The organism is Stenotrophomonas sp. MYb57 (assembly GCF_002966815.1).
GTDB classification, from domain to species: Bacteria; Pseudomonadota; Gammaproteobacteria; order Xanthomonadales; family Xanthomonadaceae; genus Stenotrophomonas; species Stenotrophomonas indicatrix.
On sequence record NZ_CP023271.1, the window covers coordinates 3,803,736 to 3,829,904 of the forward strand.

General features: G+C 67.3%; 27 protein-coding genes. 11 read left to right on the forward strand and 16 right to left on the reverse strand.

Annotated elements, in window-relative coordinates:
* Nucleotides 1-199: 199 nt before the first annotated feature.
* On the forward strand, nucleotides 200-1,045 hold the full coding sequence (locus CLM74_RS17390) for a SirB1 family protein (protein ID WP_025874194.1): 846 nt from the start codon (nucleotides 200-202) through the stop codon (nucleotides 1,043-1,045).
* A 90-nt stretch (nucleotides 1,046-1,135) separates the two neighbouring features.
* Here CLM74_RS17390 and CLM74_RS17395 read toward each other — a convergent pair whose 3' ends face one another.
* Entirely contained in the window at nucleotides 1,136-1,360 is a 225-nt protein-coding gene (locus CLM74_RS17395; RefSeq protein WP_025874193.1) for a rubredoxin, read from the reverse strand.
* A gap of 34 nt (nucleotides 1,361-1,394) precedes the next feature.
* Here CLM74_RS17395 and thiE point away from each other — a divergent pair, with 34 nt between their 5' ends.
* Entirely contained in the window at nucleotides 1,395-2,030 is a 636-nt protein-coding gene (gene thiE / locus CLM74_RS17400; RefSeq protein ID WP_105164596.1) for a thiamine phosphate synthase, read from the forward strand.
* Between the two features lie 15 nt (nucleotides 2,031-2,045).
* Entirely contained in the window at nucleotides 2,046-3,335 is a 1,290-nt protein-coding gene (gene hemL, locus CLM74_RS17405; RefSeq protein WP_025874191.1) for a glutamate-1-semialdehyde 2,1-aminomutase, read from the forward strand.
* 157 nt (nucleotides 3,336-3,492) lie between these two features.
* Here hemL and azu read toward each other — a convergent pair whose 3' ends face one another.
* Nucleotides 3,493-3,942 (reverse strand): azurin, encoded by a 450-nt coding sequence (azu, locus tag CLM74_RS17410; RefSeq protein WP_033831930.1) that lies wholly within the window; start codon nucleotides 3,940-3,942, stop codon nucleotides 3,493-3,495.
* Nucleotides 3,943-4,064: 122 nt separating this feature from the next.
* On the opposite strand from azu, the gene CLM74_RS17415 reads away from it, so the two are divergent.
* Nucleotides 4,065-4,667 carry an HAD-IA family hydrolase gene (locus CLM74_RS17415; protein ID WP_105164597.1) on the forward strand — a complete coding sequence of 201 codons (603 nt, stop codon included), beginning with the start codon at nucleotides 4,065-4,067 and terminating at the stop codon, nucleotides 4,665-4,667.
* A 72-nt stretch (nucleotides 4,668-4,739) separates the two neighbouring features.
* Here CLM74_RS17415 and CLM74_RS17420 read toward each other — a convergent pair whose 3' ends face one another.
* Nucleotides 4,740-5,966 (reverse strand): acetylornithine transaminase, encoded by a 1,227-nt coding sequence (locus CLM74_RS17420; RefSeq protein WP_088101212.1) that lies wholly within the window; start codon nucleotides 5,964-5,966, stop codon nucleotides 4,740-4,742.
* 63 nt (nucleotides 5,967-6,029) lie between these two features.
* On the opposite strand from CLM74_RS17420, the gene CLM74_RS17425 reads away from it, so the two are divergent.
* Nucleotides 6,030-6,902, forward strand: a complete 873-nt coding sequence (locus tag CLM74_RS17425) for an ion transporter (RefSeq protein ID WP_025874187.1) — start codon at nucleotides 6,030-6,032, stop codon at nucleotides 6,900-6,902.
* Between the two features lie 120 nt (nucleotides 6,903-7,022).
* Here the strand turns inward: CLM74_RS17425 and CLM74_RS17430 are convergent, their stop codons facing one another.
* A complete protein-coding gene (locus CLM74_RS17430) occupies nucleotides 7,023-7,841 on the reverse strand; it encodes an NAD(P)-dependent oxidoreductase (RefSeq protein WP_059065008.1) in 819 nt (272 codons plus the stop codon).
* A gap of 107 nt (nucleotides 7,842-7,948) precedes the next feature.
* Between CLM74_RS17430 and CLM74_RS17435 the strand changes: the two genes are divergently transcribed.
* On the forward strand, nucleotides 7,949-8,632 hold the full coding sequence (locus CLM74_RS17435; protein ID WP_025874183.1) for a hypothetical protein: 684 nt from the start codon (nucleotides 7,949-7,951) through the stop codon (nucleotides 8,630-8,632).
* 47 nt (nucleotides 8,633-8,679) lie between these two features.
* Here CLM74_RS17435 and CLM74_RS17440 read toward each other — a convergent pair whose 3' ends face one another.
* Complete coding sequence (locus CLM74_RS17440) at nucleotides 8,680-9,168, reverse strand: DUF2867 domain-containing protein (RefSeq protein WP_025874182.1); 489 nt, start codon at nucleotides 9,166-9,168, stop codon at nucleotides 8,680-8,682.
* Nucleotides 9,165-9,827: a serine/threonine-protein kinase gene (locus tag CLM74_RS17445; protein WP_105164598.1), complete on the reverse strand. Its 663-nt coding sequence runs from the start codon at nucleotides 9,825-9,827 to the stop codon at nucleotides 9,165-9,167. Before CLM74_RS17445 ends, CLM74_RS17440 begins: the two co-directional genes overlap by 4 nt.
* A gap of 85 nt (nucleotides 9,828-9,912) precedes the next feature.
* On the opposite strand from CLM74_RS17445, the gene CLM74_RS17450 reads away from it, so the two are divergent.
* On the forward strand, nucleotides 9,913-11,910 hold the full coding sequence (locus tag CLM74_RS17450) for a bifunctional DedA family/phosphatase PAP2 family protein (RefSeq protein WP_105164599.1): 1,998 nt from the start codon (nucleotides 9,913-9,915) through the stop codon (nucleotides 11,908-11,910).
* Between the two features lie 144 nt (nucleotides 11,911-12,054).
* Here the strand turns inward: CLM74_RS17450 and CLM74_RS17455 are convergent, their stop codons facing one another.
* From CLM74_RS17455 to CLM74_RS17465, 3 genes are all read right to left on the reverse strand, one after another.
* On the reverse strand, nucleotides 12,055-12,633 hold the full coding sequence (locus CLM74_RS17455) for an LON peptidase substrate-binding domain-containing protein (RefSeq protein WP_032976742.1): 579 nt from the start codon (nucleotides 12,631-12,633) through the stop codon (nucleotides 12,055-12,057).
* Nucleotides 12,630-13,994: a UDP-N-acetylmuramate:L-alanyl-gamma-D-glutamyl-meso-diaminopimelate ligase gene (gene mpl / locus CLM74_RS17460; protein WP_105164600.1), complete on the reverse strand. Its 1,365-nt coding sequence runs from the start codon at nucleotides 13,992-13,994 to the stop codon at nucleotides 12,630-12,632. Before mpl ends, CLM74_RS17455 begins: the two co-directional genes overlap by 4 nt.
* A 327-nt stretch (nucleotides 13,995-14,321) precedes the next feature.
* On the reverse strand, nucleotides 14,322-14,885 hold the full coding sequence (locus CLM74_RS17465; protein ID WP_025874177.1) for an adenylate kinase: 564 nt from the start codon (nucleotides 14,883-14,885) through the stop codon (nucleotides 14,322-14,324).
* A 135-nt stretch (nucleotides 14,886-15,020) separates the two neighbouring features.
* Here CLM74_RS17465 and CLM74_RS17470 point away from each other — a divergent pair, with 135 nt between their 5' ends.
* Nucleotides 15,021-16,277 carry a 6-phosphofructokinase gene (locus tag CLM74_RS17470; protein ID WP_025874176.1) on the forward strand — a complete coding sequence of 419 codons (1,257 nt, stop codon included), beginning with the start codon at nucleotides 15,021-15,023 and terminating at the stop codon, nucleotides 16,275-16,277.
* Between the two features lie 31 nt (nucleotides 16,278-16,308).
* The gene (locus CLM74_RS17475) at nucleotides 16,309-16,698 is read left to right on the forward strand and encodes a DUF488 family protein (RefSeq protein ID WP_105164601.1); all 390 of its coding nucleotides are present in this window, start codon (nucleotides 16,309-16,311) and stop codon (nucleotides 16,696-16,698) included.
* A 143-nt stretch (nucleotides 16,699-16,841) separates the two neighbouring features.
* On the opposite strand, the gene CLM74_RS17480 is transcribed toward CLM74_RS17475, so the two are convergent.
* The gene (locus tag CLM74_RS17480) at nucleotides 16,842-17,345 is read right to left on the reverse strand and encodes a hypothetical protein (protein WP_105164602.1); all 504 of its coding nucleotides are present in this window, start codon (nucleotides 17,343-17,345) and stop codon (nucleotides 16,842-16,844) included.
* Between the two features lie 306 nt (nucleotides 17,346-17,651).
* Between CLM74_RS17480 and CLM74_RS17485 the strand changes: the two genes are divergently transcribed.
* Complete coding sequence (locus CLM74_RS17485) at nucleotides 17,652-19,679, forward strand: sodium-translocating pyrophosphatase (RefSeq protein WP_105164603.1); 2,028 nt, start codon at nucleotides 17,652-17,654, stop codon at nucleotides 19,677-19,679.
* 93 nt (nucleotides 19,680-19,772) lie between these two features.
* Here CLM74_RS17485 and CLM74_RS17490 read toward each other — a convergent pair whose 3' ends face one another.
* The 5 genes from CLM74_RS17490 to CLM74_RS17510 are packed head-to-tail and all read right to left on the reverse strand — an operon-like array spanning nucleotide 19,773 to nucleotide 22,724.
* The gene (locus tag CLM74_RS17490; RefSeq protein ID WP_059065018.1) at nucleotides 19,773-20,492 is read right to left on the reverse strand and encodes an energy transducer TonB; all 720 of its coding nucleotides are present in this window, start codon (nucleotides 20,490-20,492) and stop codon (nucleotides 19,773-19,775) included.
* Nucleotides 20,489-20,914 (reverse strand): TonB system transport protein ExbD, encoded by a 426-nt coding sequence (gene exbD, locus CLM74_RS17495; RefSeq protein ID WP_105164604.1) that lies wholly within the window; start codon nucleotides 20,912-20,914, stop codon nucleotides 20,489-20,491. The genes CLM74_RS17490 and exbD overlap by 4 nt, the downstream gene beginning before the upstream one ends.
* An 8-nt stretch (nucleotides 20,915-20,922) precedes the next feature.
* The gene (exbB, locus tag CLM74_RS17500; protein ID WP_032976748.1) at nucleotides 20,923-21,651 is read right to left on the reverse strand and encodes a tonB-system energizer ExbB; all 729 of its coding nucleotides are present in this window, start codon (nucleotides 21,649-21,651) and stop codon (nucleotides 20,923-20,925) included.
* Nucleotides 21,638-22,105 (reverse strand): YbaN family protein, encoded by a 468-nt coding sequence (locus tag CLM74_RS17505; protein ID WP_033831943.1) that lies wholly within the window; start codon nucleotides 22,103-22,105, stop codon nucleotides 21,638-21,640. Before CLM74_RS17505 ends, exbB begins: the two co-directional genes overlap by 14 nt.
* A 31-nt stretch (nucleotides 22,106-22,136) precedes the next feature.
* Complete coding sequence (locus CLM74_RS17510) at nucleotides 22,137-22,724, reverse strand: biliverdin-producing heme oxygenase (RefSeq protein ID WP_025874168.1); 588 nt, start codon at nucleotides 22,722-22,724, stop codon at nucleotides 22,137-22,139.
* A 107-nt stretch (nucleotides 22,725-22,831) separates the two neighbouring features.
* On the opposite strand from CLM74_RS17510, the gene CLM74_RS17515 reads away from it, so the two are divergent.
* A complete protein-coding gene (locus CLM74_RS17515) occupies nucleotides 22,832-23,089 on the forward strand; it encodes a DUF2789 domain-containing protein (protein WP_032976752.1) in 258 nt (85 codons plus the stop codon).
* Between the two features lie 141 nt (nucleotides 23,090-23,230).
* Here the strand turns inward: CLM74_RS17515 and CLM74_RS17520 are convergent, their stop codons facing one another.
* A complete protein-coding gene (locus CLM74_RS17520; protein ID WP_105164605.1) occupies nucleotides 23,231-26,146 on the reverse strand; it encodes a TonB-dependent receptor in 2,916 nt (971 codons plus the stop codon).
* Between the last annotated feature and the right edge of the window lie 23 nt (nucleotides 26,147-26,169).

Genomic DNA, 26,169 nt, shown 5'->3' on the forward strand with positions numbered 1-26,169 from the left:
GCTCGTAGGCGCCATCCATGGCGCCTGCGGTCCTGCAAGCCCACACCACCCCACCTCTGACAGCTTCCTGCCGCTGTTGGTGGGTGTCGACCTTGGTCGACACGGTAGATCCACGCCATGCGTGGATGGAAGGACGGCGACGTGACGAATTCACGCCACGCTGCTTGAAACCGCCTGCGATTGCCGCCAGTCTGTGGACATGCAGGACCGGATCACACTCCCCGACTGGGATGCACTGGCCGACTTCGACGACGAGGCGCTGCCACTGCTGCCGACCGCGCTGCTGATCGCGCGCGATGAATATCCCGATCTGCAGCCGTCGACCTACGATGCGCTGGTGCAGAGCCACGTCGAGCACCTGCGCGCCGAGGTGGACAGCATCGAGCACAGCCCGCTGAAGATGGCGGCCATCAACCGGCATCTGTTCGATGAGCTGGGCTACAGCGGCGACCACCAGGAGTACTACGACCCGCGCAACAGCTACCTCAACCAGGTCTTCGAGCGCCGCCTGGGCAATCCGATCTCGCTGGCACTGGTGCAGATGGAGGTGGCGCGACGGCTGGGCATTCCGTTGGACGGCGTGTCATTCCCCGGTCATTTCCTGGTGCGCCTGCCGGTTGACGATGGCGTGCTGGTGATGGACCCGTTCAATGGGGGCCGGCCGCTGGACGTGGACGAACTGCGCGAACGCGCCAAATCACACCTGGGCGGGCAGATGCCCGACGACCAGGTGCTGGCGCAGATCCTCGATCCTGCACCGAGCCGCGCGATCCTGATCCGCATGCTGCGCAACCTGCATGGGGTCTATGCCGAGGCCAGCGAGTGGGATCGTGCCGCGCGCAGTGCCGACCGCCTGCTCAAGCTTGCCCCCGAACAGGACGATGCCCTGCGTGATCGCGGCCTGGCCTACCTGCAGCTGGACTACCTGGCCGGCGCGCGCAACGACCTGGGCCTGTACCTCAAGCGCAACCCCGAGGCCAGCGACGCGCAATGGCTGCGCGAGAAGCTGATCGACCTGGGCGGACCGGTACCGCGGCTGCATTGAGGTTGTCCGGTGTGCGGACCAACGGTCCGCACCCACCGCCAACGATCCGCCCCACCGGTAGCGCCGGGCCATGCCCGGCGGCGATTGCGATCAATCGATCTCGACCATCTCGAAATCGTCCTTGGTCACGCCACAATCCGGGCAGGTCCAGGTCTCGGGAATGTCTTCCCAGCGCGTGCCCGGGGCGATGCCCTCTTCTGGCAGCCCATCCGCTTCGCGGTACAGGAATCCGCAGACCACGCACATCCAGGTACGCAGGGTGGTGGGGGTGGCTTCGCTCATCGGATAATCAGGGCTGGATTCACGGGCCGCCATTGTCCCATCGCGGTCCACTCACCGGTAGCCATCGATGACTTCTGCTTCCCCGGCGCCCCGCGGCGTCTACCTGATCACCCCGGATGAACCCGATACCGCCTGCCTGCTGGCGCGCACCGCGCCGCTGCTCGCCGCCGGCGCCACCTGGCTGCAGTACCGCAACAAGAGCGCCAGCGATGCCCTGCGACGGGAACAGGCCACGGCGCTGCAGGCCTTGTGCGCTGCCCACGGCGTGCCGCTGATCGTCAACGACGACCCCAAGCTTGCCCAGGCCATCGGCGCGGCGGGCGTGCACCTGGGCGGCACCGACGGTGACATCGGCGCCGCACGCAGCCTGCTCGGCCCGGACGCCATCATCGGCGCCTCCTGCTACGACCAGCTGGCCAACGCCGAGCGTGCCGTGGCGGCCGGCGCCAGCTACGTGGCCTTCGGCGCGTTCTTCCCCACCACCACCAAGGTCACCAGCAGCCGCGCCCACCCCGACCTGCTGCGGCAAAGCGCCGCACTGGGCGTGCCGCGGGTGGCGATTGGTGGCCTGAGCCCGGACAATGTCGGTCCCATCATCGATGCCGGCGCCGACCTGCTGGCCGTGGTCAGCGGCATCTACGCCGCGCAGGACCCGGTCGCGACCCAGCGCGCTTACCTCGCCCGATTCGATACGCAGCAGTAACCCCGAGGAAACCCCATGAACCACGACCAGTCCCACGCCCTGTTCTCCCGCGCCCAGGAATTGCTGCCTGGCGGCGTCAACTCACCGGTGCGCGCGTTCAAGTCGGTCGGCGGCGAACCCTTCTTCGTCGAGCGCGCTGACGGCGCCTACCTGTACGACGTCGACGGCAACCGCTACATCGACTACGTGGGATCGTGGGGCCCGATGATCGTCGGCCACAACCACACCGCCGTACGCCAGGCGGTGAAGAAGGCGATCGACAACGGCCTGTCCTTCGGTGCGCCGTGCGCAGCGGAAGTGACCATGGCCGAGACCATCACCCGGCTGGTGCCGTCGTGCGAGATGGTGCGCATGGTCAACTCCGGTACCGAAGCCACCCTGTCGGCGATCCGCCTGGCGCGCGGTGCCACCGGCCGCAGCTGCATCGTCAAGTTCGAAGGCTGCTACCACGGCCACGGCGACTCGTTCCTGGTCAAGGCCGGCAGCGGCATGCTGACCCTGGGCGTGCCGACCTCGCCCGGCGTGCCGGCCGGCCTGAGCGAACTGACCCTGACCCTGCCCTACAACGACTTCGAGGCGGCCACCGCCCTGTTCGACGCACGCGGCAGCGAGATCGCCGGCCTGATCATCGAGCCGGTGGTGGGCAACGCCAACTGCATTCCGCCCCGCGAAGGCTACCTGCAGCACCTGCGCGCGCTGTGCACGCAGCATGGCGCGCTGCTGATCTTCGACGAAGTGATGACCGGTTTCCGCGTTGCCCTTGGCGGTGCGCAGGCGCACTACGGTATCAGCCCGGACCTGACCACCTTCGGCAAGATCATCGGCGGCGGCATGCCGGTAGGCGCCTACGGCGGCCGCCGCGAGCTGATGCAGCAGATCGCGCCCGCTGGCCCGATCTACCAGGCCGGCACGCTCAGCGGCAACCCGGTGGCGATGGCCGCCGGCCTGGCCATGCTGGAGCTGATCCAGCAGCCGGGTTTCCACGACGATCTGAGCGCGCGCGCCGCACGCCTGTGCGCGGGGCTGGAAGCTGCCGCCGCCGATGCAGGCGTAGCGGTGACCACCACCCAGGTGGGCGCGATGTTCGGGCTGTTCTTCACCGCTGAGAAGGTGGAGACCTACGCCCAGGCCACGGCCTGCGACATCCCGGCGTTCAACCGCTTCTTCCACGCGATGCTGGACCAGGGTGTGTTCCTGGCACCGTCGGCGTACGAGGCCGGCTTCCTGTCCAGCGCACACGACGATGACGTGATCGAGGCCACGCTGGCAGCGGCACGCGTGGCGTTCAAGGCGGCCAAGGGCTGAACCCCGGCCTGGTAGGTGCCGACCGTGGTCGGCACTGCCTGCCCTCATCCACGCATGGCGTGGATCTACTGGATCGATGTGCTTCATCCACGCATGGCGTGGATCTACTGAGCTGCGTCTCTGGAGTAGAGCCACGCCATGCGTGGCTGCTGCGCACTCAACCGAAGACGAACTTGCCCTTCATCATCGCGAAGTGGCCGGGGAACGAGCAGAAGAAGGTGTAATCGCCGCCCTTCTGCATGCCCTTCGTGGAAAAACGCACGCGGGCGGTCTCGCCACCACCGATCACCTTGGTGTGGGCCAGCACGCGCTTGTCGGCCTTCGGCAGGTAGCTGTCGGCCAGGGTCATGCGCATGCCCGCCATCGCCACCGGCTGGTAGTCGGCGGTGCGGGTCAGCACCCAGTTGTGGCCCATCGCGGTGGCGGCCAGCCTGCCGGTGTGGCGCAGGGTCAGGTCGATTTCGCTGCAATCGGCAGCCACCTTGATCTCCCGGCTGCTGAAGCTCATCTGGTCGGTGCTGTCGATGCTCACCGCACATACGCGCGCCATCGCCGATGGCGCCAGCATCAGCGCACCCAGCCCCACCGCTACCATCCAAGCCTTCATCGTCGCGTCTCCTGCAGGTTCGGTGGTCATTCTAGGCAGACACCTGGCCACCCGGCTGCGACCGTGTGTCGCAGTGGTGGTCCAGGGTTTGCGCGGGGATACGGCAATGGCATGCTCGACCGATGCGGATCGATCTTCTCCTGCTCGATGTTGATGGCGTGCTGCTGCACTACCAGCGCGCACAGCGCGTGCTGCATCTGGCGCAGGCGCTGGGCGTGCCGACCGCGCACGTGCAGGCCGCGCTGTACGACCGCGGGCTCGAAGCGGCACACGACAGCGGTGCGCTGGATGGCGCGCGCTATCTGGCCCAGCTTGGCGAACGGCTCGGCACAACGGTAACGCTGCACACCTGGATCGCCGCACGGCACGCGGCCAGCCACCCGCAGCACGCCGTGCTGCAACGGCTGAACGCCCTGCGGGTGCCGATGGCGGTGCTGACCAACAATGGTGCCTTGATGACGCAGGCGCTGCCGACGCTGCTGCCGGAGCTGTTTCCCAAGCTGCGCGGCCGGGTGTTCTGCAGCGCGGACTTCGGCCTGCGCAAGCCTGCACCGGAGGTATTCCTGCGCACGCTCGCAGCCCTCGAGGTGGCACCGGCGCACACGCTGTTCGTCGATGACCTGTTCGTCAACGTGCGCGGTGCACGCGCAGCGGGCCTGCACGCGGAAACCGTGCAGGACGGACGCGGACTGGGGAAGGTGCTGAAGCGCTACGGGGTGCGGTAGCGCCGGGCCATGCCCGACGAGCGCAGCGGAAAAGCAACGCCGGGCATGGCCCGGCGCTACCTTGGTCAATGATCAGCGCGCGGCGACGAACGCGGCAATCGCCGCGCGCAGGCGCTTCAGGCCTTCCGCCACTTCTTCGTCAGTGATGTTCAGCGACGGCACGAAGCGCAGCACGTCCGGGCCAGCCTGCAGGGTCAACAGGCCCTGCTCCGCAGCGTGGTCGAGGATGGCACCGGCCTGGCCAGCGAACTCCTTGCTCAGCACCGCACCCAGCATCAGGCCGCGACCGCGCACCTCGCTGAACACCTTGAACTCATCGTTGATGCGGGCAAAGCCATCGCGCAGCGCCTTCGACTGGCGGCTGACATTGGCCGCGATCTCGGCCGAGGCCAGCTTGCGCAGCGCCACGCGGGCGACGGCCGCGGCCAGCGGATTGCCGCCGAAGGTGGTGCCGTGGGCACCGAACTGCATGGTCTCGGCCACCTTCGGGCCGGCCAGCATCGCGCCGATCGGGAAACCACCGCCCAGTGCCTTGGCCAGGGTCACCATGTCCGGCACCACGTCATCCTGCCAATGCGCGAACAAGGTACCGGTACGGCCCATGCCAGCCTGGATCTCGTCCAGCACCAGCAGTGCGTTGTGCTGGTCGCACAGCTCGCGCACGCGCTTGAGGAAACCGGACTTGGCCGGCATCACCCCGCCCTCGCCCTGGATCGGCTCCAGCATCACCGCCGCCACGTCGCCAGCGGCCATCGCCGTTTCCAGCTGCACTTCATCGTTGAAGTCGATGTAGCGGAAGCCCCCCGGCAGCGGCTCGTAGCCTTCCTGGTACTTCGGCTGGGCGGTAGCGGTCACCGCGCCCATGGTGCGGCCGTGGAAGCTGCCGCGGAAGGTGATGATGACGCGCTTGTCGGCCGGGCGGCCCTGGCTGGAGGCCCACTTGCGGACCATCTTGATCGCCACTTCGTTGGCTTCGGCGCCGGAGTTGCACAGGAACACGCGCTCGGCGAAGCGGCTGGCCTTCACCAGTTCCTCGGCCAGGTGCAGCGGCGGCGCGCTGTAGAACACGTTGCTGGTGTGCCACAGCTTGCCGGCCTGTTCGACCAGCGCGGCGACCAGGTCCGGGTCGTTGTGGCCCAGGCCGCACACGGCGATGCCCGCGGCCAGATCGATGAACTCACGGCCCTGGCTGTCCCACACGCGGGCGCCCTGGCCTCGCTCCAGCACCACCTGGCGGGGCTTGTACACCGGCAGGTAGTAGTGCGACAGGGAGATCAGCGGATCGGTAGCGGCGGTCATGGCGGTCAGCAGGGTTCAGGAATGCCCATTCTCGCGCTGGAACCCGTGCGGCACAATGCACGCATGCGACCGTTTTCCGCCCCCCAGCTGAACCCCGCCACCGAGACCGGCTGGCGCCGCCGGTGGTTCGACATCATCTACCGCCACGACAGCCGGCCCTCGCGCAATTTCGACCTGCTGCTGGTCTACGCGATCATCGCCAGCGTGCTGGTGGTGATGTTCGACAGCGTGCAGCGCTTCCACATCGCCCATGCCGACTGGCTGTACGTGCTGGAATGGGGCTTCACCATCCTGTTCACCGCCGAATACGTGCTGCGGCTGGTGGTGGTCAAGCGCCCGCTGCGCTACGCGGTGAGCATCTGGGGCATCATCGACCTGGCCTCGATCCTGCCGACCTACCTGTCGCTGTTCATTCCCGGTGCGCAGAGCCTGCTGGTGGTGCGCGCACTGCGCATCCTGCGCGTGTTCCGCATCCTCAAGCTGACCCGCTACATCGAAGAAAGCGGCGTGCTGATGCAGTCGCTGTGGCGCAGTCGGCGCAAGATCCTGCTGTTCCTGTTCACGGTGGTCACCATCACGATCATCGCCGGCACGCTGATGTACGTGATCGAGGGACCGAACCATGGCTTCACCAGCATTCCCAGCAGCATGTACTGGGCGGTGGTGACGATGGCCACGGTCGGCTTCGGCGACATCGTGCCGCAGACCGTGCTCGGCCGCTTCGTCACCTCGGTGCTGATCCTGATCGGTTACAGCATCATCGCCGTGCCCACCGGCATCTACACCGCCGAACTGGCCAGCACCATGCGCGATGCCGAGCTGGCCGCGCGCCGCGATGCACGTGGCTGCCCGCACTGCGGGCTGGAAGGCCATGAGCCGGATGCACGGCACTGCCGCAAGTGTGGCGGACCGTTGCCGGATACGTTCAGCCACTGACGATGAGCCCAGCCGACGGCCGGCCCCACCATAGCCAGCGCAGTAGATCCACGCCATGCGTGGATGAAGCCCCACCGGAGCCAGCACAGTAGATCCACGCCATGCGTGGATGCTCCTGGCTCAATCCAGGAACAGATCCGGCAGCAACGGACGCGACGCATCCACCGCATACCCGGAAAGATCGGTCACGCCAGCTTCGGCCAGCACCTCGTCATCGATCAGGAAACGGCCGTGGAAACCTGCCGCCTCGCGCACCAGCACCGCATGTGCAGCGTCGGCCATGATCTGCGGCGTGCGGCAGCCGCCGACGTCCACGCCGGGAATCATGTTGATCGCGTCGGTCGCAATGACCGTGCGCGGCCACAGCGCATTGACCGCCACGCCCTGCGGACCGAACTCGGCGGCTAGGCCGAGGGTGACAAAGCTCATGCCCATCTTCGCCAGCGTGTAGCCGGTATGCGCGCCCCACCACTTGGGCTCGAGGCTCGGCGGCGGCGCGAGGGTCAGGATATGCGGGTTCGGCGCCTGCAGCAGGTACGGCAGGCAGGCCTGTGCGCACAGGAAGCTGCCGCGCGAATTGACCTGCTGCATCAGGTCGAAGCGCTTCATCGGCGTGTCCAGGGTGCCGCGCAACCAGATGGCGCTGGCGTTGTTGACCAGGATGTCGATGCCACCGAACGTGTCCACGGCGGCAGCAACCGCCGCCTGCACCTGGTCTTCTTCGCGGATGTCGCACTTCAGCGCAAGGCCCTGGCCACCGGCTGCAGTGACGGCCTCGGCGGCACTGTGGATGGTACCCGGCAGCTTCGGATTGGGCACCGACGACTTGGCGGCAATGGCGACGTTGGCGCCGTCACGCGCGGCGCGCAACGCGATCGCCAGGCCGATGCCACGCGAGGCACCGGTGATGAAAAGGGTTTTGCCCTGCAGACTGCCCACGTTCCACACTCCAGCGTATGCAATGAGCCGCTAGTATGCCGCGCCTACGCGGAGTTCACCGCACGTTGACGATACTGGCGCCCCGGTCACTGCACGAGGTCCATGCCATGCGCTGTTCCCGCCTGTTGTTGCCTGCCCTGGGCCTGGCCCTGCTCACCGCCTGCCAGGGCCGCTCGCCCGAACCCGGCAGCGCGCCGGCCAAGGATGACGCCGCCAGCGTCGACAAGGCCACCGGTGATGGCAAGCTGCGCTGGAGCGAGGCCGTTGTCTGGGATGGTGACCTCAACGCCTGCCGCCAGGGCGACAGCGCGGCCACCCGCGATTGCCTGCGCGATGCGATGCGGTCCGGTGGGGCCAGTGCCGATGCGGTCACTGCGGCCGAGCAGCTGTCCACCGGTGGCGAACTGGCCTACGTGACCGCCTGGCATGAACACGACGGCCTGGGCGTGGCCACCGTCGAGTATCCGTTCCGCGCCAATACCAATGAAGGCACGCGCCTGGTCGATGCCGCAGGCAAGCGTATCGACGTGGATGCGGTGCAGCTGGACGACACGCTGCGCGCCGATCCCGGCGTGCAGGAGGTGCTCAAGGCGCATCCGCAGGCCACGCCGTTCGCGCCGGCGCAGGCCGCGGGTACCGCGGCGCTGGATGGGGGCGGCATCCGCCTGCTGTACCGCACGCCGCTGCGCGACTGCCATGCGTGCCCGGACGTGGGCCAGCTGCAGATCGGCTATGACTTCGATGGCAAGCGCAACTTCATCGGCCAGCAGGTGGTGCCGGTGACGCCGTAGGGGTTTGCCGCGCCATGCGGCAACGCGCATCCACGCATGGCGCGGATCTACTGATATCCGCGCACCTGCTTGCTCAGCAGGTGCGGCGCGATCCATCGATGCACCGGTGCCACCGGCAGCATGTACAGGCGGCCGAACGCGTTGTGGGTGTGCACCACCGTCGCCACTTCCAACATATCGCCGTGCCATTGCAGCGCCAGCTGCACGCGCAGATGGCGGTCGTTGTCTTCCAGCACGATGGCATCCTCGTCCAGCGCCTGCAGGGTGAAGATGCCGAGGCGTTGCCCGGGCTGCGGGTCGGCGGTCTGCTGCACTCCGCGCAGCGAGCCCAGATCCTTCATGCCCAGCAGCCGCATGACCCTGTTGCGCAGCGCCATCAGTCCATCGAACCAGCCGGGCACCGTCGCTGCCATATCGCGGTAGGCCCGCAGCGCCGAACGGCCGTTGCGCGGCGCCGCCTCTTGGCAGGCATGGACGAAATCGGCACCCGGCAGTTGCGAACGCAGCACGCTGCCTTCGCTCAGCTGGGCGCTCACGGCTTGGGGCCCTGCCCTTCGTTGTCTTCCCAATGCAGGATGCGGCGGGTGACGAAGCGGTAGACCGGCTTGCCGGTAGCGAACCAGAGATCGCGCACCCACGACGTGCGCTTGAGCACGCGCTTCTCCACCGGCGTCAGCGACTCCCGGCAGTACATGCGCTTGTGCTTGAGCAGGTGGCGCAGGTCCTCGCGCGCCAACAGGCGCATCCAGCGCGAGCGCGGGTCACCGATCACTGCCAGCTGGAAGTCGATCAGGGCCGGTCGACCGTCCTCGGTCACCAGCCAGTTGGCTTCCTTGGCCAGGTCGTTGTGGGCCACACCGCGCCGATGCAGCTGCTGCAGCAGGCGGCGTGCGGCGCGGAACCAGGCAACTTCACCACGCGGCGGGCGCTGGTACATCGCGTCGCCGGCCATGAAGCTGCGGTCGAGGTGGCGGCCATCCCAGTCCAGCAGTTGCGGCACGTCGGCCATGCCATGGATGTGGCGCAATGCACGCGCTTCGCGTCGCGCCAACCACCACGCAGGCAACCGCAACCACAGCGGCGTGGCCCCCAGATCGCGGCGCACGAAGGGGCCTTCAGGCCCCTGCACGAGGAGGATCCGGCCGAAACTGTCGGCCTTCAGTGCATGCGTTGGCGCGTCATTGGATACAGGCATGGCGACATTCTAGGCGATGGCGCCGGTTGCAAACGGTCACCAAGCGGCTGGGAACCAGTCACCTTCACGCCCCTATAATCGGGCAATGGACTCTTCATGGATCGACGCCACCCTCGCGTGGATTGCCGCTCATCCCGTGTTGGCGGGTGCGGTCATCTTTCTGATCGCCTTCTGCGATGCGGTCATCATTCTTGGCGCCATCGTGCCGGCGCTGCCGTTGCTGTTCGCCGTTGGCGTGTTCATCGGCCTGGGCCAGATCTCCGGGCCGTATGCGGTTGCCGCCGCGGCGCTGGGTGCGTTCGCCGGTGATGGCATCAGCTACTGGATAGGCCGGCGCTGGGGCGACCGCCTGCGTGGCGTCTGGCCGTTCAGCCGCTACCCGCAGCTGCTTGACCGGGGCGAGAACCTGTTCCGCCGCAATGCGTTCAAGAGCATCCTGATCGCCCGCTATGTCGGTGCCATCCGGCCGTTCGTGCCCGCCATTGCCGGCATGTTGAAAATGCCCGCCAGCCGTTACGTGCAGGCCAGTGGCATCGCCAGTATTTCCTGGGCTGTGCTGTTCCTGGCACCGGGCTGGATTCTTGGCGAAGCCTATGATGCCGTCGCTGCTGTTGCCGGCCGGCTGGTGGTGGTGGTGGGCTTGTTGGCAGTGATCCTCAGCCTGGTCTGGGCCATCGTGCTGTACGGCTATCGCTGGTCGGCCGCGCGCATGGACAGCTGGCTGGCGCGGCTGCTCGACTGGTCCAACCGGCACCCGACGCTGGGCCGCTACACGGTGGGCGTGCTCGACCCGAAGCGCCGCGAATCGGTGCCGCTGGCGATGCTGGCACTGATGCTGCTGTTGCTGGGCTGGGGCTGGTTCGCGCTGTTGACGGTAGTGGTCGCCCATGGCGAGCCGTTGGCGGTGGACCTGCTGGTGCACCAGGCGATGCTGGCCCTGCGCAATCCGCTGGCCGACTACCCGATGGCCGCGTTGGCCTCGCTTGGCGCATGGCAGGTGCTGCTGCCGGCAACCGCTGCCGCGCTGGGCTATCTGGTCTGGCGCCGGCGCTGGATGGCGGCCGCCCATTGGCTGGCCGCATTGGCCTTCGGCCTGGCCCTGACCAAACTGCTCGGCGCCACCGTCGATGTGGTGCGCCCGATCGATGCCAGCAGCGGCTTCGGCTTCCCGTCGGTGTCGGTGACCATGGCCACCATCACCTTCGGCTTCTTCGCGGTGCTGATCGCCCGCGAAATGCCCGGCCGCACCCGCGTCTGGCCCTACCTGGTGTCGGGCATCGTGGTCAGCCTGATCGGCTTTGCGCGCCTGTACCTGGGTGCGCACTGGCTGAGCGATGTCATCGGCGGCATGCTGTTCGGCACCTTCTGGCTGCTGGTGCTGGGCATCGCCTACCGCCGCCGCTTCAACCGCTCGTTCTGGGTAAAGCCGGTGGCATGGCTGTTCTACGGCGTCTTCGTGGTGGCGGCGATGTGGTACGCGCCGCGCAACATCGCCATCAAGCTGGAACGCTTCGAGCCGACCCTGCCCGCGCCGCTGGCGATGGACGCGCAGGCCTGGTGGCAGCACGACTGGGCGAAGCTGCCGGCGCGTCGCAACGAATTCGACGATGACCAGCGCTGGCCACTGGACGTGCAGGTGGCCGGTGCGTTGGCGCCGCTGCAGGCGCAGCTGGAAGCGCGCGGCTGGCAGGTGCAGGCCCAGGCCGGCTGGCAGGAAGCGCTGCTGATGCTGGACAAGAACACCGGCGCCAATGAACTGCCGGTACTGCCGGCGACACTGGATACGCGCGTTGAAGCGCTGCTGATGGTGCGCCAGGGCGCGCAGGCCGACGAGCGTTACGTACTGCGCTTGTGGCAGGCGCCGGCGCAGCTGCAGCCGGGCGACACCCCGTTGTGGCTGGGCAGCGCACAGACCCTGCGCTACGAGCGCCACTTCCAGTGGATCGGCATGTGGCACCCGGTGCGGGGCATCGACCCGGCGTTGAATGCGGTCAAGGAAGCGGTGCAGTCGTTGCCGCAGCGCGAGGATGTGCAGCCGGAGACCGGGCTGCCGGTACTGCGGTTGAAGACCGCCACGCCGTAACGAAGCCGCCGGGCATGGCCCGGCGCTACCGTCCCGCTCTGGTAGTTGCCAACCTTGGTTGGCGCTTTCGGGAAAGGCTGCCAACCAAGGTTGGCATCTACCGACGACGCCGGGCCATGCCCGGCGAGCACCGCGGCCGGGCTTTTACGGCATCCAGCCCAGCAGCTGCTGCAGGCGCTGGTGCGGGTCGTCCAGCTGCAGCAGTTGCAGGCGCTGCTGTTCGCTCAGCGGCAGCAGCTCGGCCAATCGCCAGCTGACCCAGCTGGCCTGGTCCATCAAGGCCGGCGAGGCCGGTGCGAACGCCGTGCCCGCCTGCTCGATGATGTGGTCCAGTACCGTCGCCAGCAGCGCATGCTGCGGACGCAGTTCGTCATCGGGATCCTCATCGCACCAGCGCACATCGGCAACCACCAGCCCGTTGTCGCGCACGCGCGTGCGCTCGACGTGGAAACGACGGGTGCCGCGCAATCGCAGCTGCAGCACGCCATCGGCGCCGACATCGAAATCCTCGATCTTCACCTGCACGCCGAAGGCGGCCGGCGTTGCCGGCGCTCCCACTTCGTTTCCTTCCAGGATCAGGCAGACACCGAAACCTTCGCCGCTGCGGCCGGTTTCGCGCACCAGATCCAGGTAGCGTGGCTCGAAGACACGCAGGCCGATGGCCGCGCCCGGCAGCAGCGTCGTATGCAGCGGGAACAGCGGCAGCGAACCCTCACTGCTCATCGTGCCTGCAGCCCTGCAAGGAAGCGGCGCGGCGCGCCGTCGAAGCCGCCGTTGGACATGAACACCACATGGTCGCCGCTGCGCACGTCGGCCTGCAGCTGCGCCAACAGCGCATCGGTGTCGGCCACGGCATGCGCCTGTCCGCGCACCGCCGCGATCACCGCTGCCGCATCCCAGGCCAGCTCCGGGCGGTGCAGGAACACCACCTCATCGGCGAGTGCCAAGGACGGTGCCAGTGCTTGTGCGTGAGCGCCCAACCGCATCGAATTGCTGCGCGGCTCCATCGCCACCACGATGCGGGCATCACCGACCTTGGCACGCAGGCCTTCGAGCGTGGTCGCAATAGCGGTCGGGTGATGGGCGAAGTCGTCGTAGACGGTGATGCCATCGTGGTTGCCGATCACTTCCATGCGCCGCTTGACGCTGCGGAAGCGCGCCAACGCCGGGATCACCTCGGCCGGCGCGACACCGACTGCGTGCGCAGCGGCCAGTGCAGCCAGGCCATTGAGCACATTGTGCCGGCCCAGCAGCGACCAGTGCACATCACCCAGCGCCTGCCCGCGATGATGGACGCGGAACGCGCTGCCATCGGCGGCCAACAGCTCGGCATGCCATTCCAGCGTGGGGTCGAAGCCGAAGCGTTCGACCGGGGTCCAGCAGCCCATCGCCAGCACTTCGGCCAGGTGCGCGTCTTCGCCATTGACGATCAGGCGGCCGCGCGCCGGCACGGTACGCACCAGGTGGTGGAACTGGCGCTGGATCGCCGCCACGTCGGGGAAGATGTCGGCGTGGTCGTATTCAAGGTTGTTGAGGATCGCCACCAGCGGCCGGTAGTGCACGAACTTGCTGCGCTTGTCGAAGAACGCGGTGTCGTACTCGTCGGCTTCGACAACGAACTCGCGGCCCTGGCCCAAGCGGGCGGACACGCCGAAGTCCTCGGCTACGCCGCCGATCAGGAAGCCGGGGGAGCGACCAGCATTCTCCAGCAGCCAGGTCAGGATGGTGGTGGTGGTGGTCTTGCCATGGGTACCGGCCACGGCCAGGGTGTCACGGCCCGGCAGGACCTGCTCGGACAGCCACTGGGCGCCGGAAATGTAGCGCTGGCCGGCGTCCAGGACGGCTTCGACGGCAGGATTGCCGCGCGACAGCGCGTTGCCGATCACCACCTGCCCGGTGCCCTCCGGCACGCTGTCGGCGCGGTAGCCCTGGTCCAGGGTGATGCCCAGCTGCTCGAGCTGGGTCGACATCGGCGGATAGATGGCCTGGTCGCTGCCACTGACCGTATGGCCCAGTTCCCGCGCCAGGGCGGCCACGCCACCCATGAAGGTGCCGGCGATTGCAAGGATATGTACGCTGCTCATGACCGGGGATTGTGACCGATCACGGCTGTATAGGGCCATTGTCAGCACCGGGGTAAGAGAACCCCTACAGCTGCTGTGAGAAAACTCCAGCCACATGTCAGGGAATTCCTGATAGCGATGTTCTGTGAACCCGGACACAATTCAGGATGCCAGCCGCAGTACCCGAACCGGTCCTACTCCCCAAGAGGCCATCCCCAAGGGAGCTCATGCTGTGGGGGCCCTGAGCAAGCCCTTTGCTGGCACCTATGAAACGAAACAGGCCTGATCCTCGCGGATCAGGCCTGTTTTTTTGCGCCTGCGGTGGCCGGCATCAACCGGCCACGAGGGTCAGCGCTTGATCGCCGCCAGGATGCGGGCTTCGATCTCGTCCAGTTCGCCGACGCCATCGACGCGGGCCAGGGTGCCCCGGCCGGCGTAGAAGTCCACCACCGGAGCAGTCTGCTCGGTGTAGACCTGCAGGCGCTTGCGCACCGATTCCGGATTGTCGTCAGCGCGGCCCTGCTCCTGCGCACGGCCGGCGATGCGCTCGACCAGCAGTTCGGTGGCCACGTCCAGCTGCACCACGGCATCCAGCGGCTGGCCGATCTCGGCCAGCATGCCGTCCAGCGCGTTGGCCTGGGCCACATTGCGCGGATAGCCGTCAAGGATGAAGCCCTTGGCGACATCGGCCTGGGCCAGGCGCGACTTCAGCATGCCCAGCAGGATCTCATCGGACACCAGGTTGCCGGCATCCATCACCGACTTGGCCTGCTTGCCCAGCTCCGAGCCGGCGGCAATTTCAGCGCGCAGCATGTCGCCGGTGGAAATGTGGGCGATCTCGAGCTTTTCCTTCAGGCGCGTCGCCTGTGTCCCCTTGCCCGAACCGGGCGGTCCCAACAGAACCAATCGCATTGACCTGACTCCAACGTGTTGAAAATAAAGAAGGTTCGCGCCCCGGACGGTCCGGTATCGCTGCACCGCAATAGCGCCACTTTAGCGCATCCGGGTAATGTCCCTGCAATGTCCCCTCCCCGAACAGGTAGAAGCATGCGCAATGGCACCCTCCTTTACGCCCAGTCCGGCGGCGTCACCGCCGTCATCAACGCCACTGCCGCGGCGGTGATCGAACAGGCCCGCGCCAAGGGAATCAAGGTCCTGGCTGCGCGCAACGGCATCCTAGGCGCCCTGCGCGAGGAGCTGATCGACACCAGCAAGGAGAGTGCTGCGGCCATCCGCGCCCTGGCCCACACCCCCGGCGGCGCGTTCGGCTCGTGCCGGGTCAAGCTGAAATCGCTGGAGGCCGACCGTGCCCGTTACGACCGCCTGCTGGAGGTCCTGCGCGCCCATGACGTGCGCTGGTTCCTCTACAACGGCGGCAACGACTCGGCCGACACCGCACTGAAGGTGTCGCAGCTGGCCAAAAGCTCCGGCTACGACCTGACCTGCATCGGCGTGCCCAAGACCATCGACAACGATCTGGCGGTGACCGACACCTGCCCCGGCTTCGGCTCGGCGGCCAAGTACACGGCCGTGTCCGTGCGCGAAGCGGCGTTGGACGTGGCCGCGATGGCCGAGACCTCCACCCGCGTCTTCATCTACGAGGCGATGGGCCGCCACGCCGGCTGGCTGGCCGCGGCCGCCGGCCTGGCCGGCACCGGCGAGGACGACGCCCCGCACATCATCCTGCTGCCCGAGCGCGCCTATGACGAGGCCGCGTTCCTGGCCAAGGTCAAGGCCGTGGTCGCGCGCGTGGGCTACTGCGTGGTGGTGGCGTCGGAAGGCATCGCCACCGCCGATGGCCGCTTCGTCGCCGACGCCGGCGGCGGCAAGGACTCCTTCGGCCATTCGCAGCTGGGCGGCGTGGCCGCGCATCTGGCCGGGCGGGTCAAGGACCAGTTGGGGCTGAAGGTGCACTGGGCCCTGCCCGACTACCTGCAGCGCTCAGCCCGCCACCTGGCCAGCAAAACCGACTGGGAACAGGCCCAGGCGGTCGGCAAGGCCGCGGTGCAGCTGGCGCTGAAGGGCCAGAACGGGGTGATGCCGGTGATCGTGCGCAGCAGCGATGCACCGTATCGCTGGAAGATCGAAGCCGCACCGCTGTCGAAGATTGCCAACCACGAGAAGAAGATGCCGGCCAGCTTCATCCGTCGCGATGGATTCGGCATCACGGCCAAGGCGCGCGCCTACCTGCAGCCGTTGATCAAGGGCGAAGCACCGTTGCCCTACGGTAGCGATGGCCTGCCCAAGTACGTGACGCTGAAGAACGTGGCGGTGAAGCAGAAGCTGCCTGCGTTCGAAGGCTGACCCCCTCCGTCCCCTTTTTGCGAGGAATGCCATGGCGTTGCGTGTTGTTCGACTTGGCTCAGCGCGCGCGCCCGGTGAAGGCCTGCGCATCGGCACCGTGCGGCGCCCGCCGCGCGGTGTGCCGCGCAGCGAATTTGCCCGGCAGGACTGGTACGACGTGTGGTTCCCGACGCTGTCACCCAGCGCGGAGCTGGTGAAACAGGCGCATGAGGCGAAGAGCGCCGCCGACTGGACGGCGTTCTTCCGTCACTACAACGCCGAAATGAAGGCGCCCGATGCAGCGCATGCGCTGGACCTGCTCGCAGCGCTGTCGCAGCACAGCGATATCGCGGTGGGCTGCTATTGCGAGGACGAGGCGCATTGCCACCGGTCGGCACTGCGCGATCTGCTGGTGGCGCGTGGGGCGAGGCTTGCGGATTGATCGCGGGGCTGCCGGCCAGCGGCCGGCACTACCCAGGTCTCCCATCCAGTAGATCCACGCCATGCGTGGATGCTTGGCCTCAATTGCAGGCCTTGCCCAGGCCTCCCTCCCAGTAGATCCACGCCATGCGTGGATGCTCGGCCTCAATTGCAGGCTTTGCCTTCCATCTGCAGCTGCGCGGCGAACATCGTCACCTGCGGGATCTTGCCGGCAGCGGCCTGCTTCTTGGCTTCCTCCAGATAGATGCGCGACTGTCCCTGCCCATCCAGCGCCTGGGCGTTGTTCACCGGCAGACGCCACACGCGCACCACCGCCTGCTGCGCCGGGCAGGCGGCATTCGGAACACGGATCACATCATTGAGTTTCCAGCCCTTGTCAGCGCTCGGCTGCGCCTTGCTGTAGTCGACAAAGCGGGCACGCGGCTGGCACTGCTCGCTGGTGCGCACCGCCGAGAAACGATAGGGCTCCGCCGCCTGGCCGGTGAACGCGCCTTCCAGGCGGGCACAGGCTTCGGGAATCTGCCGCAGCGTGTGCACCGCGCCGATCGCTTGTGGTGCACCCACCGCGCGCTGCAGTTCCGGTGCTTCCGCCGCGAAGGCAGGCAGGGCCGGGGCCAGAACGGCAAGCATCAACAGGGACAGGCGCATGGGGATTCTCCGACGGGACTGCGCGCAGGCTTGCAGAGGTTGGCTTAACAGGGCGCAAAGGTGGCGATGGGGACGACGGATATCGCGTCGTTGCAGCAACCGCTGCGCTCGACGGGCGCGGCCCGGCGCTACCATCCGGGCGCGGGTGCACGCATACTGCGGACACCAGGGAATGCTGAACACCGCCATACGTCGGACGACCACCAAGGTCGGTACGGGTTGGTTCCAGGCTGCAGCCCGTCGTCCCCCTCGTGGTGCCGTTCATCGCCACTGGATGCTTGTCCATCCATTCTGCGGAGGGGTCTAATGCTGGAACGTCACGGGCTGTCATTGGCGCTGGGCTGCGCCATTCTCGCGATCCTGTACGGAATCGTCTCGGCGCGCTGGATCCTGCGCCAACCCACCGGCAATGAACGCATGGTCGCCATCGCCACGGCCATCCAGGAAGGCGCGCGCGCCTACCTCAACCGCCAGTACCTGACCATCGGCATCGCCGGCGTGGTGCTGTTCGTGCTGGTCGGCATCTTCCTGAGCTGGTACACCGCGATCGGCTTCGCGGTCGGTGCGGTGCTGTCCGGTGCAGCGGGCTACATCGGCATGAACGTGTCGGTGCGCGCCAACGTACGCACCGCAGAGGCAGCGCGCCGCGGCATCAGCGCGGCAATGGACGTGGCCTTCCGCGGCGGTGCGATCACCGGCATGCTGGTGGTCGGCCTGGGCCTGCTCGGCGTGGCCGGCTACTACGCGTTGCTGCTGCGCATGGGCCTGCCGATGGAACAGGCACTGCATGCACTGGTCGGCCTGGCCTTCGGCTCATCGCTGATCTCGATCTTCGCGCGCCTGGGCGGCGGCATCTTCACCAAGGGTGCCGATGTCGGCGCCGATCTGGTCGGCAAGGTCGAAGCGGGCATTCCCGAGGACGACCCGCGCAACCCGGCGGTGATCGCCGACAACGTCGGCGACAACGTGGGCGACTGCGCCGGCATGGCCGCCGACCTGTTTGAAACCTATGCGGTCACCGTGATCGCCACCATGCTGCTGGGCAGCCTGATGCTGGCCGAGGCCGGCGCCAATGCGGTGCTGTATCCGCTGGTGCTGGGCGGTGTTTCGATCATCGCTTCGATCATCGGCGCGCTGTTTGTGAAGGTGAAGCCCGGTGGCTCGATCATGGGCGCGCTGTACAAGGGCGTGATTGTCTCTGGTGTGCTGGCAGCGATCGCGTTCTATCCGATCACCACAGGACTGATGGCGGACAACGTGTACGGGCCGATGGCGCTGTATGGCTGTGCGCTGATCGGCCTGGTATTGACCGGCCTGATCGTGTGGATCACCGAGTACTACACCGGTACCCAGTACAAGCCGGTGCAGCATGTGGCACAGGCCTCGACCACCGGCCATGGCACCAACATCATCGCCGGCCTCGGCATCTCGATGAAGTCCACCGCCCTGCCGGTGATTGCCGTCTGCGCGGCGATCTGGGGCGCGCACGCGCTGGCCGGTTTGTACGGCATCGCCATCGCCGCCACCGCAATGCTGTCGATGGCGGGCATGATCGTCGCACTCGATGCCTACGGGCCGATCACCGACAACGCTGGTGGCATCGCCGAGATGGCAGAGCTGCCTTCGGAGATCCGCGACATCACCGATCCGCTGGATGCGGTGGGCAACACCACCAAGGCGGTCACCAAGGGCTATGCCATCGGTTCGGCAGCACTGGCCGCGCTGGTGTTGTTCGCCGACTACACGCACAACCTGCAGGCGGCCAATCCCGGCCAGGAGTTCCGCTTCGACCTCAGCGACCACACGGTGATCATCGGCCTGCTGATCGGTGGCCTGATTCCGTACCTGTTCGGTGCGATGGCGATGGAAGCCGTCGGTCGCGCGGCCGGCGCGGTCGTGGAGGAAGTGCGGCGGCAGTTCCGCGAGATTCCCGGCATCATGCAGGGCACCGCCAAGCCGCAGTACGACAAGGCGGTGGACATGCTGACCCGCTCGGCAATCCGCGAAATGATCGTACCGTCGCTGCTGCCGGTGGCCGTGCCGGTGGTGGTCGGCCTGCTGCTGGGGCCACGCGCGCTGGGTGGGCTGCTGATCGGCACGATCGTCACCGGGCTGTTCGTGGCCATTTCGATGACCACCGGCGGCGGTGCCTGGGACAACGCCAAGAAGTACATCGAGGATGGCCACTTCGGCGGCAAGGGCAGCGAGGCACACAAGGCAGCGGTGACCGGCGACACCGTCGGTGACCCGTACAAGGACACCGCCGGCCCGGCGATCAACCCGCTGATCAAGATCATCAACATCGTGGCGCTGCTGCTGGTGCCGTTGCTGTAGATCCACGCCATGCGTGGATGGCGGCTCCGATGGGGTCGCCTCCGATGGGGTCAGAGCCCTTTCCTGTGGAAAGGGATCCGACCCCGCCGACGATCACCGCCCGCGCAGGAAGAACGCGACGGGCACCATCACCTCCACCGGGTCGCCGGCCACATCGGCCGGCGGCGCCGGCACCGGGCTGGCGCGCTGCACCGTGTCCAGCGTCTCCTGGTCAAGCAGTGCGAAGCCGCTGCTGCGCTCGATACGCGGCGCCGATACGCGGCCGTCGCGGGCAACGGCAAAGCGCACATAGGCCACGCCCTGCTGGCGCAACCGTTCGGACTGGCGTGGATAGCGCCGATGCTGTTGCAGGTGTCCCAGCAGCACCCCCTGCCAGGTGGCGTTGGCACTGCTGCGTTCGCCGGCCGTGGTACGCGGTGCGGCGTAGCTCGCTGCGGCCTGGGCAGGAACGTCCGGCGGCGCCAGCGTGCGATCGATGTTGCTGTCCGCCGCTTCCTCTGCCGGTTCCGCAGGTGGCTCGGCCGGGGCCGCCAGTTCGCCTTGGGGCAGCACCGGCGCCTTGATCCGTTCTTGTTGCCTGGGCACGGTCACGCGCCGCTGCTGCTCCTGCTGCAGCGGTCCGGCCGGCAGCGCGCGAGGCGGTACCGGTGGGGCCTGTGCGGCGGGAGCCAGTTCCAGCATCAAGGCGGCAGGAGGTGCCGCTGCCACGACCGGCGGCGTACGCGATGCCCACCACCACGCCGTAGCGATCAGCACCGCATGGGCCAGCAGCACGATTGCCAGGCTGGTTGCCCAGCGCTGCAGCCCGCTCATCGTGCGCCCTGCTCCAACCCGACCAGGGCGACCTTCAGGTAACCGGCACTGCGCAACGCATCCAGCGTCGCCATCAGGTCTCCATAGGAGACGCGCTGATCGGCACGCAGATAGAGACGCTGCGACGTATCGCCATGCGTTGCCGAGCGCAGCGCAGAGGCGAGGCCATCGCGTGCCACCGGCGCCTCGCCCACCCGCAGCGACAGATCGGCCTGCACGGTCACATACACCGGCGTATTTTCTGCCGGCGCCGCCTGCGCACTGCTGGCAGGAAGCTGCACCGGCACCGACACCGTGGCCAGCGGCGCGGCCACCATGAAGATGATCAGCAGCACCAGCATCACGTCGATGAAGGGCGTGACATTGATCTCGTGAGCTTCTTCCGGGGTGTCATCGCGTGTGGATGCGGTCCTGATCGCCATGGCGTGCCTCAGTTCACTGCACGCAGCGTGCCTGTCGGCGCCCGGCGTGCAGCCCGATCCAGATCACGCGACACCAGCTGCTGCACAGCCGCGGAAAGATCGCCCAGCAGGCCGCGCAGGCCCGCCAACACCCGAGTGAAGTGGTTGTAGACCAGTACCGCCGGGATCGCCGCGACCAGACCGAGCGCTGTGGCCAGCAGCGCCTCGGCAATACCTGGCGCCACCACGGCAAGGTTGGTGGTATTGCTGTGGGCGATGCCGATGAAGCTGTTCATGATGCCCCACACGGTGCCGAACAGGCCTACGAACGGCGCCACCGCGCCAATGCTGGCAAGCACGCCGATGCCACGACGCTGGTTGCGTGCGGTCTCCAGTTCCAGGCGCTCCAGTCGTGATGCCACCCGCTCCTTGATCCCCTCGCGGTGATCAAGTTCCTGCGACAGATGCAGTTCGGTGCGCGCGGCATCCAGCATGGCTGCGGCGATGTTCTGCTGCAGTGCGGGCTCGCCTCCTGCGACCGGCAGGCTGGGTGCCGACAGCAGCACGCTTCGCGCCAGGCGCAACGCGCGTGCCTGCCGGGCCAGTTCCCAGCCCTTGGCCAGCAGCACGGTCCAGGTGGCCAGCGAGGCCACGGCCAAGGCGATCATCACGCCCTTCACCACCACATCGGCGGCCAGGTACATGCCCCAGGGGGTCAGTGCGGGGGCGGCCATGGGAGCCAGATCAGCAGGCAGCATCGTCGGAGGTTCCATTGGAATCGGTAGAAGTAGTGCGACGGCGGGCAGCGCGCGGATCGGTGGCGTCGTCCACGCCCACCAGCGGCGCTGGATCGAAACGGGGCGCCGGTCGACTCAGGACATAACCGGCACTGACCGCAAAGAACAGGCCCACGCCCAGCAGCAGACGCCAGGACGGGTGGGCGCCCCAGCAGAACATCGCGAATCCCACCGCCATGCCGGCGCTGGCAAACGCCTTGCCTTTGCGCGATACCGCACCCTGCTCACGCCACAGGCGCAGCGACGGACCGTAGCGCGGATGGGAAAGCAGCCGCTGTTCGAACCTGGGCGAACTGCGTGCGAAGCAGCCCACCGCCAAGATCAGGAAAATGGTGGTCGGCATGACCGGCAGCAGTGCGCCGATCACCCCCAGCGCGACCATCAACCAGCCGAGTGCGAACCAGAGCCAGCGCATCAATCGCGCGCCAGCGGGCGGTGCAGGTACATCAGGAGAACTCCACTTCAACATGGCCGTGCACGCTGCGGAACGCGGCATCGGCGGCATCGATCACTTCCTGTTCCTGTGCCGGCGACAGCACCACTGCATCGAGAGCAGCAGTGAATTCGCGCCAATGCCGCGCGGCCCCATCGGGGTGTGCCGCCAGGTGACGAGCACCAAAGCTCCGATCCAGGCCGAGTGCAGCGGCCATCTTGTAGAGCACGGTGCCGCCCAGGTTGGAACCTTCGGCAACATACAACCAGCCCAACGCGGTCGGCAGCGGCAGGTCGTCGCGGAGGGCCGCGATGTCCTCGCCCGGCAGCGCCTGCTCCAGGTCCTGCAGGTCGCAGCGCACCTGCTGCAGGCGGCGACGCTCCGCCAGGTCCGGCAGCAATGCGTCCAGCGCAGGGCTTGCGTACAACGCGTCGATGCTGCGGTGGAAGCGGTACTGCACGCGCAGGAAGCGAGCGAAATTGCGGCGGTCGGCGAAGATGTCGCCGGCCATGATGCGCTTGTCGAGGGCGCCATGGCTGTCACGGGTGGCGGCCTTCAGCCGCACGCTGCGGCTGTCTTCGAGGGATGTCTGAACGGTCATCGGGAGTGCCAGGGAAAGCGTCCCCCTGTAGACGATCCTGGCGAGGGTTCCCCCAACCCTGCTTGCGTCGATAATGCAGGTTCCTTTCCATTGCCAGGGCACCACCGATGATCACCACCGAACCGCGCATGACCAACCTGTTCCTGCAGCTGGGCCTGGATGCCAGTGCCGAGGGCATTGCCCGGTTCATCGCCGACCATCAGCTGGCCGCCGGCGTGGAAGTGGCCGATGCCCCGTACTGGAACGAAGCCCAACGCCAGTTCCTGGCCGAATCGCTGCAGGCCGATGCGGCATGGACCACCGTGGTGGACGAACTGAATGAAGCGCTGCACGAAGCGGCGGTGAAGGCCGCGACCGGGCTGTAAGCGCCTGGCGGCAGCGCCGGGCATGGCCCGGCGCCCCCAGTAGATCCACGCCATGCGTGGATGACCGGACCCGATGGGGCCAGATCCCTTTCCCCGGGAAAGGGATCCGCCCCCTCCACCGGTGCAAGCGTGGAGGGTTGATCAATACCGCCAGGTAAAGGCCAGTCGCGCAGTCCGGCCAGGTGCGGGCATCACGCCCAGCGCCAGCGGATCCAGGTAGTAGCGGTCGGTCACGTTGTCCACGTTCGCTTCCACCGACAGCTGGTCGTTGAAGCTCCAGCTCGCAAACAGATCCACCAGCGTGGTCGGCCGGTACAGCTGCTGGATCGCCGACAGGCCGACGTTCCATTCCTTGTCCAGCTTGCTGATCGGGCCAGCGTTGTGGACCACGCGGGTGCCGAAGGTCAGCCGCTCGTCGAACAGGCGCGAGCCCAGGGTCAGGTTGACCATGTAGCGCGGCGGGTTCTGGGTGTTGCTGTAGGAGCCTTCGAAACCACCATCAACGCAGTCCGGCGTGCCGACCAGTTCCTCGATCCTGCGCTGGACACCGTAGGCGCGGCGTTCCGCCGCGATGTCCGGTGCGCAGGTCTTGGCCTTGAAGTAGTAGTGCGCCGACAGATCGGCAAACACCTTGCCGCTGTCATAGCTGGACTGGAACTCCATGCCCGACACCTTGAAGCGGTCGACGTTGCGGATCAGTCCGGCCGACAAGGTGCGGTAGTCGCGGGTGATCAGGTCATCGATGCGGGTATCGAAGTAGGCCAGCTTCAGCGCCAGGCGGTCACCGGCAGTGAACAGGTCGTGCTGGATCGTGCTCGCGCCCAGTTCCCAGCTGTGCGCACGCTCGGGCTTGAGTTCATCCACCGGCTTGGCCGCGGTGAACAGGCCGAGCGTGGTTTCGAACAGGCTCGGCAGCTTGGTGCCTTCTGCGTACTTCAGGTAGACCATGCTGTCTTCGCTGAAACGGAAGGCCACGCTGGCGGTCGGCGAGAACGCGCTGTCACGACGGCGGATCGGCTGGGACCAGGTCCAGCTCACCGGTACCTTCAGGTCCTCCGCGGCGTCAGCGTCATGGAAGTTCCAGCCACCGATGTCACCGACGGTGCCCTTCTTGTACGGGGAGGCCAGCAGCGACTCCTGGGTGAAGTTGCCGTTGGCGTCCGGATACCAGTTCAACAGGGCGATGCGCTTGGCCCGCCACGACGGCAGCTTGGGATTGCCGTTGAGCAGTTCGGTGTAGCGGTATTGACCCTGCACTTCGTATCCGTCCGGCGTGGCCAGGCGATTGCGGTCATTCACGTCCACGCGGTTCCAGCGCCCACCCAGCAGCATCTCCCAGTGCTCGTCCGGTGCCCACTTCAGCGATGCCACCGCACTGTATTCCTTGCGCTCGGCATTGCGCAGGAAGCGGTTGTTGACCAGGTCGTCGTGCATGATCGGCCCGGAGCTGCCCGGGGCGATGTCCTCGTCGCTGTAGGACAGGCCGTAATCGAGGGTGAAGCGGCCGGCACTGCCGTCGAACACCGAGGTGTTGCTGGCGTCCAGGCCGAAGCGCTTCTGCCGCAACGGGTTGCGGTAGGCATCCTTGTAGCCGGGATTGCCACTGAAGCTGGGTGCGTCGTACCACTCGGTGCGGCGATCGAAGTACCAGGGGGTGATGCCGGTCAGGCTGTTGTACATCACGCTGTCGGCGTCGGTGTACCACGCGTTGACGCGCAGGTCGATCAGCTCGCTGTCCGGGTTGAACCGGTAGCGCAGGCTGTAGCTGTCCATGTCCACATGGCCCGGGTCCCACTGCGGCACGCGGTCGCGGTCGACGCGGATGATCTGCGACGCCATGATCTCGCCCGCAGTACCTTCGTAACGACGATAGCCCGCTTCCAGCGTCTGCGCGTCGTCGATGCGCCAGGTGCCCTTGAGCAGGGTCGACTTCGAGCGCGAGGAAGTGTTGAACACCTCGGTGCGCGGCGGATTCAGCGGGGCCAGCGTGCGACGCGTCTGCGGAAAATCGTCATAGCCGTGCTTGCCGGAGAAGTAGTTGCCGTTGTCGCGGTATGCATAGGCGGCCACCAGGTCGAAGCGATCCCAGTGACCGGCAGCGGCCACGTTGAAGAACTGGCTGCCGGTGGCACTACGATCGCTGCGCGGCGCGGCCTCGTAGCCGGGCAGGTTGTTGGCGCTGCCGTTGGCCAGCCCACCGCGCACGCGCACGCCGACATCACGCCCCTCACGCAGCACGTCATCGACATTCAGCGTTTCCATTTCGACCACGCCACCGATGCCGCCGGAGGCATTGGCCTGCAGGCTCGGGCCCTTGGTGATGGTCAGGCGCGAGATCAGGTCCGGGTCGAGATAGGTGCGCTGCGACTGGCCGGCATAGCCACGGTAGGTGTCCATGCTGGACTGGCCACCGTCGATGATGACCGGCACCCGGCTCTGGCCCTGGATGCCGCGGATGTTGACGTCGAAGCCGTTGCCCACGCGCGGATCGCCCGCAGTGACACCGGCCACGCCCTTGACGATGTCGCCGTTGGACGTGCCGCGGAAACGCTCCAGCGCGACGCGGCCGATGGTGGTGGTCGATCCCACGCTGCGGTAGCTGTCGAGCAGGCGCGCTTCATCGCTGACCGCACCGCCCTGCACGCGGTCTCCGGCCACGCTGAGGGTATCGGTGACGATCACGCCGCCCGTCTGTCCCGCCGCAGCGACCTCCAGCGTGACCGCATCGACGCTTACCCGGCGCACGCTCAGGCCGCTGCCGCGCAGCAGGCGGGCGAGGGCCTCGTCGGCTGACAGCGTGCCACTGACCGGTTGCGAGATCACGCCCTTGGCCAGCGTGCTCGGATAGACCACCTGCACACCGGACTGGCGCATGTAGGCGCGCAGTGCATCGTCCAGCGGTTGGTCGGGAATATCAAAGTGCTGTGCCGCTGCCGGAGCAGCGCTGCTGGACTGCGCCATCACGGCGGGGGCGGCGGTTGCCAGGCCGGCGGCCAGCAACGCGATGCACAGACGGGACGGGCGCGGTGCGCGGCCCGGGCGGCGGAATTCGTACATGGGGGAACCTGTCAGAGAAGCGT

Excerpts from the sequence above, each read along its gene's own strand:
- CLM74_RS17390 (WP_025874194.1), top strand. The coding sequence starts at position 200 with ATGCAGGACCGGATCACACTCCCCGACTGGGATGCACTGGCCGACTTC.
- CLM74_RS17395 (WP_025874193.1), bottom strand. The coding sequence starts at position 1,360 with ATGGCGGCCCGTGAATCCAGCCCTGATTATCCGATGAGCGAAGCCACC.
- thiE (WP_105164596.1), top strand. The coding sequence starts at position 1,395 with ATGACTTCTGCTTCCCCGGCGCCCCGCGGCGTCTACCTGATCACCCCG.
- hemL (WP_025874191.1), top strand. The coding sequence starts at position 2,046 with ATGAACCACGACCAGTCCCACGCCCTGTTCTCCCGCGCCCAGGAATTG.
- azu (WP_033831930.1), bottom strand. The coding sequence starts at position 3,942 with ATGAAGGCTTGGATGGTAGCGGTGGGGCTGGGTGCGCTGATGCTGGCG.
- CLM74_RS17415 (WP_105164597.1), top strand. The coding sequence starts at position 4,065 with ATGCGGATCGATCTTCTCCTGCTCGATGTTGATGGCGTGCTGCTGCAC.
- CLM74_RS17420 (WP_088101212.1), bottom strand. The coding sequence starts at position 5,966 with ATGACCGCCGCTACCGATCCGCTGATCTCCCTGTCGCACTACTACCTG.
- CLM74_RS17425 (WP_025874187.1), top strand. The coding sequence starts at position 6,030 with ATGCGACCGTTTTCCGCCCCCCAGCTGAACCCCGCCACCGAGACCGGC.
- CLM74_RS17435 (WP_025874183.1), top strand. The coding sequence starts at position 7,949 with ATGCGCTGTTCCCGCCTGTTGTTGCCTGCCCTGGGCCTGGCCCTGCTC.
- CLM74_RS17445 (WP_105164598.1), bottom strand. The coding sequence starts at position 9,827 with ATGCCTGTATCCAATGACGCGCCAACGCATGCACTGAAGGCCGACAGT.
- CLM74_RS17450 (WP_105164599.1), top strand. The coding sequence starts at position 9,913 with ATGGACTCTTCATGGATCGACGCCACCCTCGCGTGGATTGCCGCTCAT.
- CLM74_RS17455 (WP_032976742.1), bottom strand. The coding sequence starts at position 12,633 with ATGAGCAGTGAGGGTTCGCTGCCGCTGTTCCCGCTGCATACGACGCTG.
- mpl (WP_105164600.1), bottom strand. The coding sequence starts at position 13,994 with ATGAGCAGCGTACATATCCTTGCAATCGCCGGCACCTTCATGGGTGGC.
- CLM74_RS17465 (WP_025874177.1), bottom strand. The coding sequence starts at position 14,885 with ATGCGATTGGTTCTGTTGGGACCGCCCGGTTCGGGCAAGGGGACACAG.
- CLM74_RS17470 (WP_025874176.1), top strand. The coding sequence starts at position 15,021 with ATGCGCAATGGCACCCTCCTTTACGCCCAGTCCGGCGGCGTCACCGCC.
- CLM74_RS17475 (WP_105164601.1), top strand. The coding sequence starts at position 16,309 with ATGGCGTTGCGTGTTGTTCGACTTGGCTCAGCGCGCGCGCCCGGTGAA.
- CLM74_RS17480 (WP_105164602.1), bottom strand. The coding sequence starts at position 17,345 with ATGCGCCTGTCCCTGTTGATGCTTGCCGTTCTGGCCCCGGCCCTGCCT.
- CLM74_RS17485 (WP_105164603.1), top strand. The coding sequence starts at position 17,652 with ATGCTGGAACGTCACGGGCTGTCATTGGCGCTGGGCTGCGCCATTCTC.
- CLM74_RS17490 (WP_059065018.1), bottom strand. The coding sequence starts at position 20,492 with ATGAGCGGGCTGCAGCGCTGGGCAACCAGCCTGGCAATCGTGCTGCTG.
- exbD (WP_105164604.1), bottom strand. The coding sequence starts at position 20,914 with ATGGCGATCAGGACCGCATCCACACGCGATGACACCCCGGAAGAAGCT.
- exbB (WP_032976748.1), bottom strand. The coding sequence starts at position 21,651 with ATGCTGCCTGCTGATCTGGCTCCCATGGCCGCCCCCGCACTGACCCCC.
- CLM74_RS17505 (WP_033831943.1), bottom strand. The coding sequence starts at position 22,105 with ATGCGCTGGCTCTGGTTCGCACTCGGCTGGTTGATGGTCGCGCTGGGG.
- CLM74_RS17510 (WP_025874168.1), bottom strand. The coding sequence starts at position 22,724 with ATGACCGTTCAGACATCCCTCGAAGACAGCCGCAGCGTGCGGCTGAAG.
- CLM74_RS17515 (WP_032976752.1), top strand. The coding sequence starts at position 22,832 with ATGATCACCACCGAACCGCGCATGACCAACCTGTTCCTGCAGCTGGGC.
- CLM74_RS17520 (WP_105164605.1), bottom strand. The coding sequence starts at position 26,146 with ATGTACGAATTCCGCCGCCCGGGCCGCGCACCGCGCCCGTCCCGTCTG.